Annotated in this window: 10 protein-coding genes; 7 read left to right on the top strand and 3 right to left on the bottom strand. The window is 66.8% G+C overall.

Annotation, left to right across the window (positions count from 1 at the left end):
* The first annotated feature begins 28 nt into the window (after positions 1–28).
* From MFF26_RS19940 to MFF26_RS19930, 3 genes are all read left to right on the top strand, one after another.
* Complete coding sequence (locus MFF26_RS19940) at positions 29–3,223, top strand: efflux RND transporter permease subunit (RefSeq protein ID WP_238308438.1); 3,195 nt, start codon at positions 29–31, stop codon at positions 3,221–3,223.
* A gap of 323 nt (positions 3,224–3,546) precedes the next feature.
* Positions 3,547–4,935 (top strand): sigma-54-dependent transcriptional regulator, encoded by a 1,389-nt coding sequence (locus tag MFF26_RS19935; RefSeq protein ID WP_137828778.1) that lies wholly within the window; start codon positions 3,547–3,549, stop codon positions 4,933–4,935.
* Positions 4,936–4,954: 19 nt separating this feature from the next.
* Positions 4,955–6,934 (top strand): sensor histidine kinase, encoded by a 1,980-nt coding sequence (locus MFF26_RS19930; RefSeq protein WP_238308437.1) that lies wholly within the window; start codon positions 4,955–4,957, stop codon positions 6,932–6,934.
* Positions 6,935–7,757: 823 nt separating this feature from the next.
* On the opposite strand, the gene MFF26_RS19925 is transcribed toward MFF26_RS19930, so the two are convergent.
* Together MFF26_RS19925 and MFF26_RS19920 are read right to left on the bottom strand one after the other, a co-directional pair.
* A complete protein-coding gene (locus tag MFF26_RS19925) occupies positions 7,758–8,429 on the bottom strand; it encodes an ImmA/IrrE family metallo-endopeptidase (protein WP_137828776.1) in 672 nt (223 codons plus the stop codon).
* A gap of 8 nt (positions 8,430–8,437) precedes the next feature.
* Positions 8,438–12,175, bottom strand: a complete 3,738-nt coding sequence (locus MFF26_RS19920) for a vitamin B12-dependent ribonucleotide reductase (protein WP_137828775.1) — start codon at positions 12,173–12,175, stop codon at positions 8,438–8,440.
* A gap of 504 nt (positions 12,176–12,679) precedes the next feature.
* Between MFF26_RS19920 and MFF26_RS19915 the strand changes: the two genes are divergently transcribed.
* The 3 genes from MFF26_RS19915 (at position 12,680) to MFF26_RS19905 (ending at position 15,053) form a co-directional block, all read left to right on the top strand.
* Positions 12,680–13,096 (top strand): NADH:ubiquinone oxidoreductase subunit NDUFA12, encoded by a 417-nt coding sequence (locus MFF26_RS19915; protein ID WP_137828774.1) that lies wholly within the window; start codon positions 12,680–12,682, stop codon positions 13,094–13,096.
* Positions 13,097–13,189: 93 nt separating this feature from the next.
* The gene (locus MFF26_RS19910) at positions 13,190–14,287 is read left to right on the top strand and encodes an SMP-30/gluconolactonase/LRE family protein (RefSeq protein ID WP_137828773.1); all 1,098 of its coding nucleotides are present in this window, start codon (positions 13,190–13,192) and stop codon (positions 14,285–14,287) included.
* A 103-nt stretch (positions 14,288–14,390) separates the two neighbouring features.
* Positions 14,391–15,053 carry a DUF2155 domain-containing protein gene (locus tag MFF26_RS19905; protein WP_137828772.1) on the top strand — a complete coding sequence of 221 codons (663 nt, stop codon included), beginning with the start codon at positions 14,391–14,393 and terminating at the stop codon, positions 15,051–15,053.
* A gap of 135 nt (positions 15,054–15,188) precedes the next feature.
* On the opposite strand, the gene MFF26_RS19900 is transcribed toward MFF26_RS19905, so the two are convergent.
* Entirely contained in the window at positions 15,189–15,668 is a 480-nt protein-coding gene (locus tag MFF26_RS19900) for a monooxygenase family protein (RefSeq protein ID WP_137828771.1), read from the bottom strand.
* A gap of 47 nt (positions 15,669–15,715) precedes the next feature.
* Here MFF26_RS19900 and MFF26_RS19895 point away from each other — a divergent pair, with 47 nt between their 5' ends.
* Positions 15,716–16,405, top strand: a complete 690-nt coding sequence (locus tag MFF26_RS19895; protein ID WP_137828770.1) for a TetR/AcrR family transcriptional regulator — start codon at positions 15,716–15,718, stop codon at positions 16,403–16,405.
* Positions 16,406–16,409: the final 4 nt, after the last annotated feature.

The raw sequence follows: 16,409 nt of genomic DNA, 5'->3' as shown, positions 1-16,409 counted from the left end.
TGCCCGATGCCCGACCCCGGAGGGCGACATGAACCTGTCCAAGTTCTTCATCGATCGCCCGATCTTCGCGGGCGTGCTCTCGGTCATGATCTTCATCGGCGGGCTGGTCTCGCTCTTCGCGATGCCGATCTCCGAGTATCCGGACGTGGTGCCGCCCTCGGTCGTTGTGCGCGCGACCTTCCCCGGCGCCAACCCGAAGGTCATCGTCGAGACCGTGGCGACGCCGATCGAGGAGCAGATCAACGGCGTCGAGGGCATGCTCTACATGTCGAGCCAAGCCACGACCGACGGCATCATGACCCTGACCGTCACCTTCCGGCTCGGCACCGACCCGGACAAGGCGCAGCAACTCGTGCAGAACCGCGTCTCGCAGGCCGAGCCGCGGCTGCCGGCGATCGTGCGCCAGCTTGGCATCGTCACGGTGAAGTCCTCGCCCGACCTCACCATGGTCGTGCACCTCGTCTCGCCCGACGGGCGCTACGACATGACGTATCTGCGCAATTACGCGGTCCTGAACATCAAGGATCGCCTCGCCCGCCTCGACGGCGTCGGCCAGGTGCAGCTGTTCGGCTCCGGCGACTATTCCATGCGCATCTGGCTCGACCCGCAGCGGGTCGCCGAGCACGGCCTGTCGGCGGGCGACGTGGTGCGCGAGATCCAGGCCCAGAACGTGGAAGCCGCCGCCGGCGTCATCGGCGCCTCGCCGGCCGTGCCCGGCCTCGACCTACAGCTGTCGCTCAACGCCGAAGGGCGCCTCACCAGCGAGGAGCAGTTCGGGGAGATCGTCGTGAAAACCGGCGAGAACGGCGAGATCACGCGCCTGCGCGACATCGCCCGGATCGAACTCGGCGCCTCGGACTACGCGCTCCGCTCGCTCCTCGACAACAAGTCGGCGGTGGCGATCCCGATCTCGCAATCACCCGGCTCGAACGCGATCCAGATCTCCGACGAGGTGCGCCGGACCATGGCCGAGATCAAGCGCAACATGCCGGAAGGCATCGACTACCAGATCGTCTACGATCCGACCCAGTTCGTGCGCGCTTCGATCGAGGCGGTGATCCACACGCTGCTCGAAGCCATCGCCCTCGTGGTGCTGGTGGTGATCCTGTTCCTGCAGACGTGGCGGGCCTCGATCATCCCGCTGCTCGCCGTGCCGGTCTCCATCGTCGGCACCTTCGCGGTGATGCATGCCTTCGGCTTTTCCATCAACGCGCTGAGCCTGTTCGGCCTCGTGCTCGCCATTGGCATCGTCGTCGACGACGCCATCGTCGTGGTCGAGAACGTGGAGCGCAACATCGAGGCGGGCCTATCGCCCCGCGACGCCAGCTATCAGGCGATGCGCGAGGTCTCGGGGCCGATCATCGCCATCGCGCTGGTGCTGGTGGCGGTGTTCGTGCCGCTGGCCTTCATCAGCGGTCTGACGGGCCAGTTCTACAAGCAGTTCGCGCTGACCATCGCGATCTCGACGGTGATCTCGGCGATCAACTCGCTCACCCTCTCGCCCGCCCTCTCGGCGCTGCTCCTGCGCGGCCACCACGCCCCGAAGGACCGGCTGACCCGCGTGCTCGACGCCGGGCTCGGCTGGTTCTTCCACCGCTTCAACCGCGCCTTCGGACGGGCCTCCGACGCCTACGGGCACGGCGTGCGCGGGGTCGTCTCGCGCAAAGGGGCGATGATGGTGCTCTACCTCGTCCTCGTCGGCGTGACCGTGGGACTGTTCCAAAAAATTCCCGGCGGCTTCGTGCCGGGCCAGGACAAGCAGTACCTCGTCGGCTTCGCGCAACTGCCCGACGGCGCCACCCTCGACCGGACCGAGGACGTGATCCGGCAGATGAGCGAGATCGCCCTGAGGGAACCCGGCGTCGAAAGTGCGGTCGCCTTCCCCGGGCTGTCGATCAACGGCTTCACCAACTCGTCGAACTCGGGAATCGTGTTCTCGACGCTGAAGCCTTTCGAGGAGCGGAAGGACCCGGCGCTGAGCGGCGCCGCCATCGCGATGTCGCTCAACAAGAAGTACGCGGGCATCCCCGAGGCCTTCATCGCGATGTTTCCGCCCCCGCCCGTCAACGGGCTCGGCACCATCGGCGGCTTCAAGCTGCAGATCGAGGACCGCGCGGGCCTCGGCTATGAGGCGCTGAACGAGGCGACCAAGGCGTTCATGGCCAAGGCCGCCCAGGCGCCGGAGCTGGTCGGGCTGTTCTCCAGCTTCCAGATGAACGTGCCGCAGCTCTTCGCCGACATCGACCGCACCAAGGCGCGCCAATTGCGCATCCCGGTCACCGACGTGTTCGACACGCTGCAGATCTATCTCGGCTCGCTCTACGTCAACGACTTCAACCGGTTCGGGCGCACCTACTCGGTGCGCGTCCAGGCCGACGCGCCGTTCCGCGCCCGCCAGGACGACATCGGCCAGCTGAAGGTGCGCGCCGGATCGGGCGAGATGGTGCCGCTGTCGGCCCTCCTTCAGGTGCGCCAGACCGCGGGCCCGGAGCGCGCCATGCGCTACAATGGCTTCCTGTCGGCCGACATCAATGCGGGCGCCGCCCCCGGCTTCTCCTCGGGCCAGGCGCAGGCGGCGGCCGCACGCATCGCCGCCGAAACGCTGCCGCGCGGCTTCGCGTTCGAGTGGACGGATCTCACCTATCAGGAGTTCATCGCGGGCAATTCCGGAATCTGGGTCTTCCCGCTGGCACTGCTGCTCGTCTTCCTCGTGCTCGCGGCGCAGTATGAGAGCCTGGCGCTCCCGCTCGCGATCCTGCTCATCGTACCGATGGGCCTGCTGGCTGCGATGTTCGGGGTCTGGCTGTCGGCGGGCGACAACAACGTCTTCACGCAGATCGGCCTGATCGTGCTGGTCGGCCTGTCGGCCAAGAACGCCATCCTGATCGTCGAATTCGCCCGCGAGCTGGAGTTCGCCGGCCGCTCGCCGGTCCAGGCGGCGATCGAGGCGAGCCGCCTGCGGCTGCGCCCGATCCTGATGACCTCCATGGCCTTCATCATGGGCGTGCTGCCGCTCGTCACCGCGACCGGCGCCGGATCGGAGATGCGCAGCGCCATGGGCGTGGCGGTGTTCTCTGGCATGATCGGCGTGACCGCCTTCGGCCTGTTCCTGACGCCGGTCTTCTACGTGCTGCTGCGCCGCCTCTCGGGCAACCGCCCGCTCAAGCAGCACGGCGAGGGCGTCGCGATCGGGGCTCGAGACAGGATCGAGCACGCCGCTTAGGGCCCAGGGCAGGGATCTGGACCGTACGCATCCGATGTCGGATCAGCCCGGAAATGGGACAGACGCCTTCAAGGCCACCGCCTCGGACGGGCCTCGATCGGTCGTCGAGCTGCTCGTGAATGCCCGGTTCCGGGTGGCGCGTTGGAGGCCGCTCACCACCCCATCCGGACCTCCGGCGGACAGAGGTCGAATGTCCGCTTGGTGTCAAACTAAGGCATCGCTGGCAGCGCCCGACCATCGCCAGCCGGAACGGCTCCCGCTAAGCAGACTCACGCTGTGAGTCCGCTCGCGGCAGCCCTCCTGCCGGACCGATTCTCGGCTCCATGACACACGGCTCCGCCGCCTCGGACGATGCCTCGATCGCCGGCGATTCCTGGCTCGCTACGGCGCAGATCCTCATCGTCGACGACGAGCTGGGCATGCGCAACTTCCTCGTCCGCACGCTCGCGCCGCGCTGCGCCCGGGTCGAGGCGGTCGGCGATACCGTCGCCGCGGGCCGGCTGATCGAGGCGAGCCATTTCGACCTCATCATCCTCGACAACATCCTGGGCGGACGCACCGGCCTCGCCTGGCTGGCGGAGCTGCGCTGCGACGGCCTGTTCACTGACGTGATCCTGATCACCGCCTTCGCCGATCTCGAAACCGCGATCGAGGCCGTGCGGGCGGGCGCGGCCGACTTTGTGCTGAAGCCTTTCCGAACCAAGCAGATCCTCAACGCGGTGGTGCGCTGCCTCGACCGCGCGGCCCTGCGGCGGGAGAACTTCGTCCTGCGCCGCCAGCTGACGGTGCCGGCCCGCACGCAGGCGGTCGAGCGCATCGTCGGCACCTCGCCGCAGATGGCGGCGGTGCGCGACCTCGTCCTGCGCGCCGCCCCGACGCGCAGCACCGTCCTGATCACCGGCGAGTCGGGGACAGCCAAGGAGATCACGGCGCGCGCGCTCCACGAGCAGTCGCCCTTCGCCGACCGGCCGTTCGTGCCGGTCAATTGCGGGGCGATCGCCGCCGACATCATCGAAAGCGAACTGTTCGGCCATGTGAAGGGCGCGTTCACCAGCGCCGCTTCCTCCCGCGAGGGATTGTTCTTCTACGCGCAAGGCGGCACGCTCTTCCTCGACGAGATCGCCGAATTGCCCCTGGCGATGCAGGCCAAGCTCCTCCGGGTGATCGAGGACCGCAAGGTCCGCCCCGTCGGCTCGGACCGCGAGATCCCGATCGACGTGCGCCTGATTGCCGCCACCAACGCCGACCTGCCCGAGCGGGTCGCGGATGGCCGGTTCCGGGCCGATTTGTTCTACCGGCTCGACGTCGTCCGCATCCACCTGCCGCCCCTGCGCGAGCGGGTCGAAGACATCGAGCCGTTCACGCGGATGTTCATGGATCAGCTCTCGCTCCAGCTCGCGTTGCCGCCGCTGCCGATTTCCATGAGCGTGCTGCAGCGCTTCGAGGCCTATCCGTGGCCCGGCAATGCGCGGGAACTGCGCAACCGCATCGAGCGGGCCCTGATCCTCGGCACCTTCGACGAGCCCGGCTCCAGCGCGCCCGCCGAGCCGCGCACCGACGACCTCGCCGATGTCGAGAAGCGCCACATTCTGCGGGTGCTCGCCGCCTGCGACGGCAATCGGGCGGAAGCCGCGCGCCGGCTCGGTGTCTCGCGCAAGACTCTCGACCGTAAATGCGCGGAATGGAATGCCGAGCCGTCCGCCGACCTGTGAGCCGAACTCCGAGCCTTCCATGGGCCGCTGGGGGCTGCGCTCGGTCCGCGTCCGCCTGCTCGCCCTCGCACTGCTGCCGACGGTGGCGGTGCTGCCGATCGTCCTCGGCTTCGCCCTGTTCTGGTGGCTTGCCGAGTTCGACGCGCTGCTGGTCTCGAAAGCGCGCGACGACCTGATCATCGCCCGCCAGTACCTGCGCCGCATCATGGAGCGGGGCGACGAGCAGATCGCCACACTCGGCCAATCCGCCGCCTTTGCCGAGGCCGCCCGCACGGGCGGGCTCGACGCGCTGCTCGAAGCACGTCGCAGCGCGCTCGGCCTCGACTTTCTCTACCTGACGGCGCCCGACGGCATGATCCTGGCCGCCTCGCCCGTGGGCGCTAAGCCGTCGAGCCCGACGCATTGGCGCGTCGTTGCCGCCGCGCTCGCCGGCAAGCCCGAGACTGGCCTCGACCTGTTCGAGGCCGGCGAGATGACCGCGATCTCCCCAGCCCTGGCGACGCGGGCGCGCCTCGATCTCGTGCCGACGACGGCGGCGGCCGAGACTGACCGCACGGTCGAGACGCGCGGCCTCGTCATCCATTCGGCGAGCCCCACGCCGCTGGCCGACGGCGGCAACGGCGCCCTCGTCGGTGGCTCGCTGCTCAACGGCAATCTCGGTTTCGTCGACACCCTCAACGAGCTGATCTATGCCCCCGCAGGCTTGCCTGCCGGCGGCCAGGGCACCGCGACGCTGTTCCTCGACGACGTGCGCGTGGCCACCAACGTGCGCCTGTTCGGCAATCGCCGCGCCCTCGGTACGCGGGTCTCGCGGGAGGTGCACGACGCCGTGCTGGGCCAGGGCCGCACGTGGCTCGACAGCGCCTTCGTCGTCAACGATCGCTACATCTCGGCCTACGAACCCATCGCCGACAGCGCCGGCCGGCGGATCGGCATGCTCTATGTCGGCTTCCTCGAACGGCCGTTCCGCCTCGCGCGCTGGGCAATGGTGGCGGCCGTGCTGGCCACCTTCGCGGTCGCGGCCGTCGTCACGCTCCCGTTCCTGCTGACGGCTGCCCGCGCGATCTTCCGGCCGCTGGAACGCATGAACCGCACCATCGCGGCGGTCGATGCCGGCGATCTCGGCGCCCGCACTGGAACGGTCGCCGGCCACGACGAGATCGGGATCGTGGCGCGCCGCTTCGACGAGCTGCTCGACCGCCTCCAGGCCCGCGACGCGGAGCTGCGCGCCTTCGCGCGCGAACTCGACGACCGCGTCGAGGAGCGCACGCGCCAGCTCGAGGAGACTCAGCGGCAGCTCGTGATGTCGGAAAAGCTCGCCTCGATCGGCGAGATCACCGCCGGCGTTGCCCACGAGATCAACAATCCGATCGCGGTGATCCAGGGCAACCTCGAAGTCGCCCGCGAGGCGCTGGGTTCAGCGGCGGACGAAGTGCGGACCGAATTCGACCTGATCGACCAGCAGGTCCACCGCGTGAACATGATCGTCACGCGCCTGCTGCAATTCGCCCGGCCGGACGAGTATGCCGGCTACGTCGAGACAGTGGTGCCCGCCGAGGTCGTGAGCGACTGCCGCGTGCTCGTCCGCCACCTGCTCGAACGGGCCGACATCGCGGTCGAGAGCGGTGACACGGCAAACCGGACCGTCGAGGTCAGTCGGACCGAATTGCAACAGGTCGTCATCAACCTGATGGTCAACGCCATCCACGCGATGCCCGAAGGTGGTCGGCTCCGGCTGGCGACGCGGGACGAGGACCGCTCCGGCACTCCCGGCGTCGCGATCGAGGTCGCGGATACCGGCGTCGGCATCCCGCCCGACCGGCTGCAAAAAGTGTTCGACCCCTTCTTCACCACCCGGACCCACGGCGGCACGGGGCTCGGCCTCTCGATCAGCTACACGCTGATCGCGCGCTACTGCGGCCTGATCACCGTCGAGAGCGAGGTCGGACGCGGCTCTGCCTTCACGGTCTGGCTGCCGACACGGCAGGTAACGAACTGATGCGGGCTCGCCCTCCGGCAGATTGACGATACCCAGCACCTGCGGTCTTGCGGCAGCGGGAACGCCGGAAATCGGAGTTTGGGACCGAGGTTTAAACGACACCTCGGCGGCCTTTGCCCGTCGCCGCGGTGTCGTTCAGAGGGTATCGATCGAGCCACTGGTCGGACCAACGGCCGCCCGTTTCGGTGAGCGAAGCACGCGGCGTGGCATGAACCCTATGGCACGGACGGGTCACCTTCCCCAGGAGGCAGTCCAGGGCCAGCTGGGCGACCAGCGACGTGACGAACCCGAGCTCGATGGGTCCGTACGGCTGATAGTGGGCGCCGCAAGCGGGCTCCTCGACAGCGACGGCCTGCTCGTCGGGCCAAGCCGCTTCCCGGATATGGGGTACCCCCGTCCGGTCCAGCCCGCACCTGAGGCAGCCACCCCCAGGCGTCATGGCCCCCGCATGCCCCGCGACGGCGTGCGCCTCGGTCCAGCGGTAGACGACGGGCAATCGAATACTGAAAAACAAGGTCGCATGAACAGCAATGATGCCTGTCCGGCCTCGCCTGGACACGACGGCTAAGCTTTCATGTTTTGTTCCCCTCACCGTTCCAGGCTGCCATTCGAGGGCAGCCTGGAACCTATTCAAATCAAGGCAAGGCTGGATGGAGGTGGACACAACCTTTCATCACAGCCGTCCTTGCCGGATTACGAGCAGCCGGTGGTGCTGCCGCAGGTGTCGCATTTCAGGCAGGTGCCGTTGCGGACCAGCGTGAAGTTCGCGCATTCCGGGCAGGCTTCGTCGAAATAACTTTTGTTTCGAGTTGATATGCAAAAATTAATCGCTATAGCTGGACTTGCATATCTTGCAGCGAGATAGCGTTCCTGCCCTGACGAGCCCCAAGTTTCCGCAGTTTGCGCAAGTCTGTTGAGAGGCCCATACGCTCGCTAAATCGTTCCTTTTATCGTGAACTTCTGCGAAGCGACTCTGAGCAATCTCTTCCCAGGTAGAGCAGCACTCGATAATTTGTTCGGGATTATCAAATTGCTCTACTAGCAACGAAGGCAATAGGAAGTGTCCTGCAAACGTATTTGCTTGCCATTCTGCTGAGTGGCCATCCTCTGTATAGCTTATCTGATGTGATCTATCGCTAGAAAATCCTTTAGGTAGGGCTGAATGAAATATTAGATGTCCAATTTCATGGGCTATCACAAAGGCGGAGTAGCCTGATCCCGCCTTTGCTAGAGCCCATATATTTTCGTCTATCCACAATTCGATTGGATCGAAACGAACATAGGCGGGGGCGTCTTTACTGTCGCTGCGCTTAAAAAGCTTGATTTCAAAATGTTTTTTGAATCTCTTCTGAAATGTGTTTAACAGAAAATCAACGACGTTTATCTTCCAGCTGAGTGGGTTACCATGCGCGCTCCTCCAGGAGTGCGCATGTTCTTTTATGCGTTGTTCGCTGACGAACTCTACATATCTGTCGGAGAATTGAGAGTTCGTCATATTTATTCTCAGGAGCAGCCAGTGGTGCTACCGCAGGTGTCGCATTTTAGGCAGGTTCCATTCCGAACCATGGTAAAGTTGGCGCATTCGGGACAAGCTTCTCCCACGTACCCTTTCAGTTTAGCCTCTGCTCTCCTGGCATTGAGTGAGGGGGCTTTTGGCTCTTCAGATGGATGGAAGAAGCCTAGTGCTACCTTCTCGTTCGCTTGCTCAGTTACTTCCGCCTTCAGCGCGGTCGCTCCGTGCACGGCGTGGACCGCGCCGCCGGCCGGCGCCGTCTGGCCGGTGCTGCCCGCGCCGACGCCGAGGGTGGCGCCCGACGGACCGCCCTGGATCAGAGTGAGCCGGTCGGCCGAACCGCGCAGCAGGCCGCGCGAGACCACCGCGGAGGCGGCCGGGGCCGCCTTGGACGCTTCGCGGGTCGTGTCGCCCTCGCCGCCGCCGAGCACCGTTCCGCCGATCTCGGCCGGATTGACGTGGGCGAGGTCGGTGCGACCGAGATACGAGACGGCCAGCTCGCGGAACACGTAGTCCAGCAGCGAGGTCGCGTTCTTGATCGCGTCATTGCCCTGCACGAAGCCCGCGGGCTCGAAGCGGGTGAAGGTGAAGGCCTCGACATATTCCTCGAGCGGCACGCCGTATTGCAGGCCGAGCGAGATCGCGATGGCGAAGTTGTTCATCAGGCTTCGGAAGGTCGCGCCCTCCTTGTGCATGTCGATGAAGATCTCGCCGAGGCGGCCGTCCTCGTACTCGCCGGTGCGGAGATAGACCTTGTGCCCGCCGACGACCGCCTTCTGGGTGTAGCCCTTCCGCCGGTCCGGCATCTTCTCCCGCGAGCGAATGCGCTCGATCCGCTCGATCACCCGCTCGACGATCTTCTCGGCTGCGATCGAGGCCTTGGCGGCCGCCGGGGCCTGGATGATCGCCTCGACCGCGTCGTCGGCCTCCTCGTCGTCATCCGAGATCAGCGCCGCGTTGAGGGGCTGCGACAGCTTCGAGCCGTCGCGGTACAACGCGTTGGCCTTCAGGGCGAGGCGCCAGGACATCAGGTAGGCGGCCTTGCAGTCGTCCACCGTGGCGTCGTTCGGCATGTTGATGGTCTTGGAGATCGCCCCCGAGATGAAGGGCTGCGCCGCGGCCATCATGCGGATGTGGCTCTCGACCGAGAGGTAACGCTTGCCCAACCGCCCGCAGGGATTGGCGCAATCGAACACCGCGTAATGCTCGCGCTTCAGGAACGGCGCGCCCTCCAGGGTCATCGCTCCGCAGACATGGGTGTTGGCGGCCTCGATCTCCTTCTTGGTGAAGCCGAGGAAGGGCAGCAGCTCGAAGGTCGGATCGGCCAGCTTCTCCGCCGGGACCTTGAGGGTCTGGGTGAGGAAATCGTCGCCGAGCGTCCAGCGGTTGAACACGAACTTGATGTCGAAGGCCGACTTCAGCCCCGCTTCGATGGCCGCGATCTTGTCGTCCGTGAAACCCTTGGCCCGCAGGGAGCCAGGGTTGATCGCCGGCGCCTGACCCATCGAGCCGTGGCCGACCGCGTAGGCCTCGATCTCGGCGATCTCGGCCTCCCGGTAGCCCAGCGCCCGCAGGGCGTCGGGCGCGGCTTGGTTGATGATCTTGAAGTAGCCGCCGCCCGCGAGCTTCTTGAACTTCACCAGGGCGAAGTCGGGCTCGATGCCGGTGGTGTCGCAATCCATCACCAGGCCGATCGTGCCGGTCGGCGCGATCACGGTGGCCTGCGCGTTGCGGTAGCCGTGCTGCTCGCCCAGGGCGAGCGCCCGGTCCCAGGCCGCCCGGGCATGGGCGCCGATATCCGCCTGCGGGATGTTGGCGTGGTCGAGGCCCACCGGGGCGACGTTGAGGCCCTCGTAGCCCTCGGCCTCGCCATGGGCGGCGCGGCGATGGTTGCGGATCACCCGCAGCATGTGGGCGCTGTTCTCGGGATAGGCCTCGAAGGTGCCGAGCTCGGCCGCCATCTCGGCGGAGGTGGCATAGGCCACGCCCGTCATGATCGCGGTGAGGGCGCCGGCGAGGGCCCGGCCCTTGTCCGAGTCGTAGGGCAGACCCATCGTCATCAGCAGGCCGCCGATATTGGCGTAGCCGAGACCGAGCGTGCGGTACCTGTAGGAAAGCTCGGCGATCTCCTTCGACGGGAACTGCGCCATCATCACCGAGATCTCGAGCACCACCGTCCAGAGACGGTTGAGATGCTCGAAGGCCTCGACGTCGAAATGCTTGGCCTGACGGTCATACATCGTCAGCAGGTTGGCCGAGGCCAGGTTGCAAGCGGTGTCGTCGAGGAACATGTACTCGGAGCACGGGTTCGAGGCCCGGATCCGCCCGCCGGTCGGGCAGGTGTGCCAGTCGTTCATCGTGGTGTTGAAGTGCAGGCCCGGATCGGCCGACGCCCAGGCGGCCTCGCCGATCTTTTCCCACAGGTCCCGCGCCTTCACCGTCTTGGAGACCTTGCCGGTGGTGCGGGCGGTGAGCGCCCAATCCTCATCCGCCTCGACGGCCCGCAGGAACTCGTCGGTCAGCGAGACCGAGTTGTTGGAGTTCTGGCCGGCGACGGTGAGGTAGGCCTCCGAATCCCAATCGGTGTCGTAAACCGGGAACTCGATCTTGGTGAAACCCTGGCGGGCGAACTGCACCACGCGCTTGATATAGGCGTCGGGCACCATCGCCTTGCGGGCGGCCTTGATCTCGCGCTTGAGCGCCGGGTTGCGCTCGGCGTCGAAGCAGGCGTCGCCCTCCGCCTCGCACTGGGTGCAGGCCTTCATCACCGCCGTGAGGTGCTTCGAGACGACCTTGGAGCCGGTCACCAGCGCGGCGACCTTCTGCTCCTCCTTCACCTTCCAGTCGATGAAGGCCTCGATGTCCGGATGGTCGATGTCGACGATCACCATCTTGGCGGCGCGCCGCGTGGTGCCGCCGGACTTGATCGCGCCCGCAGCCCGGTCGCCGATCTTGAGGAAGGACATCAGGCCCGACGACTTGCCGCCGCCGCCGAGCTTCTCGTTCTCGGCGCGCAGCATCGAGAAGTTGGAGCCGGTGCCGGAGCCGTACTTGAACAGGCGCGCCTCGCGCACCCACAGGTCCATGATGCCGCCCTCGTTGACGAGGTCGTCCTGGACGCCCTGGATGAAGCAGGCATGCGGCTGCGGGTGCTCGTAGGATGAGGCCGACTTGGTCAGCTCACCGGTGCGGTAGTCGCAGTAATAGTGGCCCTGGCTCGGGCCATCGATGCCGTAGGCCCAGTGCAGGCCGGTGTTGAACCATTGCGGCGAGTTCGGCGCCACCATCTGGCGGGCCAGCATGAAGCGCAGCTCGTCCTGGAAGGCCGAGGCGTCTTCCTCCGACGAGAAGTAGCCGCCCTTCCAGCCCCAGTAGGTCCAGCACCCGGCGAGCCGGTCGAACACCTGGGTCGAGGAGATCTCGGAGACGAAGCGCTCGTCCTCCGGCAGCGCGGCCAGAGCGGCCTCGTCGGGCACCGAGCGCCACAGGAACGAGGGAACGCTGTTCTCCTCGACCTTCTTCAGGCGGGCCGGCACGCCCGCCTTGCGGAAATACTTCTGCGCCAGCACGTCGGCGGCGACTTGGCTCCAGCTCTCGGGCACCGAGATGCCGGCGAGCCGGAAGACGACCGAACCGTCCGGGTTGCGGATCTCGCTCACCGCCTCGCGAAAGGCGATGGATGCGTAGGGGGACTGGCCGGCCGTGGTGTAGCGCCGATCGAACCGCATGAATCATTTCCCCATGGGACGCGTGGAAGCGCCCGGTGCGGAAGGTGCCGCACCGTGTCAGGATGAAAAGCAGGATGTCCGCTCCGGCCGTGTCGCGGCAAACCGCGCACGAAACCGTTCGATCCGATGTGCGGGCTGGGGATGGTGACCCGGCGCCGACCCGTCCGAAGCGATGCCCGAACCTTAACGCCCGGCTGCCTCTGACGTCAATAACTAGTGCCGGCTACCCGTGTTCCGCGCTAGATGTAGTGGTTTGAGGGATAATCCTGTGGATATCGCCGCCATTCCGCTAAGTGCCGTTTTCGCCTGTCGGATTCGACCGCGAATTATTTTCGATTCACAGGCAACCGCGCCGACCCGCCGGTCGGCATGGTAAACGGGCGTTTGGAACCCGGGCGGGCGTGCCGAAAATGCGACAGATGCGCCGTCTCGCTGGACGGGGCGTGCGGGCTGCCGCATAACGCCCGCATCGTATCGCGCCGGCCCGCGCCGCCGGGAGGAACCATGGCCCTGAAGGACACGCTGCTGCGGATCTTCACGTGGTGGAACGGGCAGACCGTGTCGCTCGCGCTCATCACCGCGCGCAGCGGCCAGTTCGTCGGCACGGACGAGCTCGGCAACAAGTACTACAAGGCGCAGGGCCCCCTGATCGATCGCTCGGTCGGCCCGGAGCGACGCTGGGTGGTCTATAATGGCTACGCCGACGCCTCCCGCGTGCCGCCCGGTTGGCGCGCATGGCTCTGCCACAACAACGATATCCCCCCGAGCGAGGAAGATTACCGCCCCCGCGAGTGGCAGAAGCCGCACGAGGAGAACATGACCGGCACCGCGGCCGCCTATCGGCCGAAGGGCTCGCAGCTCTCCTGGGGGGCACGCCCGGCCGCGACCGGCGATTACGTCCCCTGGACGCCGGGCGAGTGATCCGACGATTCCGTGATCGGTCGGGGCAACGCCTGAACTGAACCGATCCGGGGCTGCGGCCTTTCCCTCCCCAGACAGGATGGAGGGACTCGGATGCGCGCGATCACGATGGCGGCCCTGCTATGCCTCGCGGCCTCGGCGCCTCATGCCCAGGAGGCCGATGCGCGGGCGCAGGCCGAGCTGACCCCGGCCCTGAAATCCGAGAGCCTCGTCTTCAACGGCATCACCCGCACCAAAGACGGGCGGCTGTTCTCGCCGTTCCAGCGTCAGCAGAAGGACAAGGGCATCCAGCTCGGCGAGTGGATCGACGGCAAGCCGCAAGCCTATCCCGACACGGCCTGGAACAGCTGGAAGACCGGTGACGACCCGGCCAAGGCCTTCGTCGGCGCCAACGCGATCCGCATCGGACCGGACGGCGATCTCTGGGTGGTCGACAAGGGGGCGGCCGAACTCGGCGGCACGCCTTTGCCCGGCGGGCCGAAGCTGGTGCAGATCGACCTCGCCACCAACGCCGTCCGCAAGGTCCACCCGCTCGGGGGTGCGACCACGGACAAGAGCTTCATCGACGATTTCCGGTTCAACGGTCGCAAAGTCTACCTGACCGATGCCGGCCAGCCGGGAATCATCGTGCTCGACCTCGACGACGGTTCGCTCCGCCGCGTCCTCGACGGGCATCCGTCCACGGTGGCGCAGCGCCCGCTCACCGGCGAGAACAAGGTGCTCCTGAGCGAGAAGGAGAAGCCGATCGCGATCCACGCCGACCAGCTCGAGGTCTCGCCCGACGGCAAATGGTTCTACTACCAGGCCTGCACCGGCCCGCTTTACCGGATCGAGACGAAGTGGCTGGACGACAAGGGGGCGAGCGAGCAGGAGCGGGGACGCCATGTCGCGCTGTTCGCCGCCACCGTCTCCACCGGCGGCACCGCCATCGACGGGGATGGCAACATCTACGCGTCCGATACCGACAATCTGCGCATCCTCAAATTCGCGCCCGACGGCACGCAGAGCACCCTGGTGCAGGATCCCCGCCTCGTATGGGTCGACGCGATGTGGATCGACGAGGAGGGGGGGCTGTGGATTCCGGCGGCGCAGATGAACCGCAGCAAAGCCATGAACGGCGGCACGGGCAAGATCGTGTTCCCGACCACCGTCTACCGCATGGCGATCGGGGCGAAGCCGGTGCGGAACTGACCGAACCGCACGCCATCGCCCTTTTTCCACCACCCTTGGGGTGTTGAGACGGCCGAACCAGTGTTCGGGCCCACCGGCCGTTCGAATGACTCAAGAGGGCGACTTGAGCCGCATCCCCGTCAGAGCCGTGCGCCGGACCGCGCTCGCCGTCTTCGCCCTCGGCCTCGCCGCGCTGCCGGCTGCGGCCGACAAGATCAAGAACCCGACCGCGGTGTTCTCCGGGCTCGACAAGATCACCGGCCGCATCGTGACCTTCGAGGTCGCCATCGACGAGACCGTGCAGTTCGGGGCCCTGCAGATGACGCCGCGGGTCTGCTACTCGCGGCCGCCCACCGAGACGCCCAAGACCACCGCGTTCCTCGAAGTCGACGAGGTGACGCTCGACAGCAAGTACCGGCGCATCTTCACGGGCTGGATGTTCGCGGCGAGCCCGGGACTGCACGCCATCGAGCACCCGATCTACGATGTGTGGCTGACCGATTGTAAGGGCGGCACCGACGTGATCGCCGAGGCGAAGGATCAGGAAGACGTGCCGGCCCTCGCTTCTCGCCAGGAGAAGCCCGGCCGCAAGAAGGGGACGGATCCGACCAAGACCGCCAGCCAGGTCAACCAGAACGGCCAAGTCGATGTCGAGGGACCGCGCGGCGTGCCGGTCCAGCCCAAGCAGAAGCCGTCCCGGAAGTTCTTCCCGAACAACGAGGGCCCGGCACCGGCTCCGCCGCCGCCCCGCGAGCCGCAGAACCTGTTCGACGCGCTGTTCCGGTAGGGGCACTCACCCTCTACCCCTCATACTCCCCCTCATCCTGAGGTGGCGGCGCGCAGTGGAGCCCTCATTCGAGGCCGCTCATGTGGCGCCTCAGGATGAGGGGGCCGGGTGGGAGAGGCCGCTCGATTGGGGGACTCACCCCGCCAGTCTTTGCCGCGAACTCAGGAACGGGCCGAGCGGCTTGCGGGCACCGGCGAAGCGCGCAAGCCCGATCGGGCGCGGCAGGCCGACATAGATCGCCTCCATACCCCCCGACAGACGGTAAGCCTCGTGCCAGAACGCGGTGCCGGAGCGATCGCGCCCGAAATCACGCCACCATGTCCGGTGCGGCTCCGAACGAGTGAAGGCTTCCAGGCTTTCGAAGTCGCGCCAGTACTGGCGCATGCCGATATGGTTGAGACCGAATACGAGGTTCTCGTGGGCCAAGAGCCCGTCGGGCATGTCGCGCTGGATACCGACGAGGCCACGACCGATCCCGAAGAGCGCCTTCAGACCTCGCCAGGTGCCGACGCGAAAGCCGAGATAGACCACGACGAGATCCGGAAAGCCGGAGAGATCGACCGATTCCCGGTCCGGACGAGGCTCCTGGGTCGCTTGCGCTTGGCCGATCCGCATGGCACCACCTCGATGTTTACGCTGTCATCATAGGATCGTCGCGTACAGTGTCAACATCACCGTCGGCGAAGGCTGGCTACCACCATGGCGGATTGCGCGAAGCCCTGGTCGAGGCGGGACTGGCCATCCTGGAGGAGGGGGGTGATCCGGCCTCGCTGGGATTGCGCGAAGCCGCCCGACGGGCAGGCGTTTCGGCGATGGCGCCGTACCGGCATTTTCCGGACAAGGACGCCCTGCTCGCCGCCGTGGCCACGGTCGGCTTCGAACGACTGCGCGCCGCGCTCGAGGCCGCGGACGATCCGGGCCGAGGCGTTCAGGGTTCCGTCGGGGAGACGATGGACGGCCGATCCGGTCTCCGCCGCGATGTCGAGACTTCGGCGGCTGCGGGTGGGGCAGGGGAGGGGCAGGCGGCGCTGGTGGCTCAAGGCGTCGCCTATATCGGCTTCGCGGCGGCCCATCCCGGACTGTTCCGGTTGATGTTTCGCACCTGCGCGGCCGAGCCGCCCGAGGCCCTGGCGGCGGCGTCCTCGGGAGCTTTCGGCGTGCTTTCTCACCGGGTGGCGGCGCTGATGCCGCCCGAGCGCGCGACGGACGAGGCGCTCCGGTGCTGGGCGCTCGTCCACGGCATCGCCGTGCTGGCGCTCGACGGGCTGCTCGGCGCGGATCTGCGCGGCAATCGTGAGGCTGTCGCCGCGCTCGCCGAGCGGCTGCTCGCTCTCGACGCGCGGGGGCGCTGAGGCC

The sequence above is a fragment of the Methylorubrum suomiense genome (assembly GCF_022179765.1).
Taxonomy (GTDB): domain Bacteria; phylum Pseudomonadota; class Alphaproteobacteria; order Rhizobiales; family Beijerinckiaceae; genus Methylobacterium; species Methylobacterium suomiense.
This window is presented reverse-complemented; position numbering and strand designations above follow the sequence as displayed.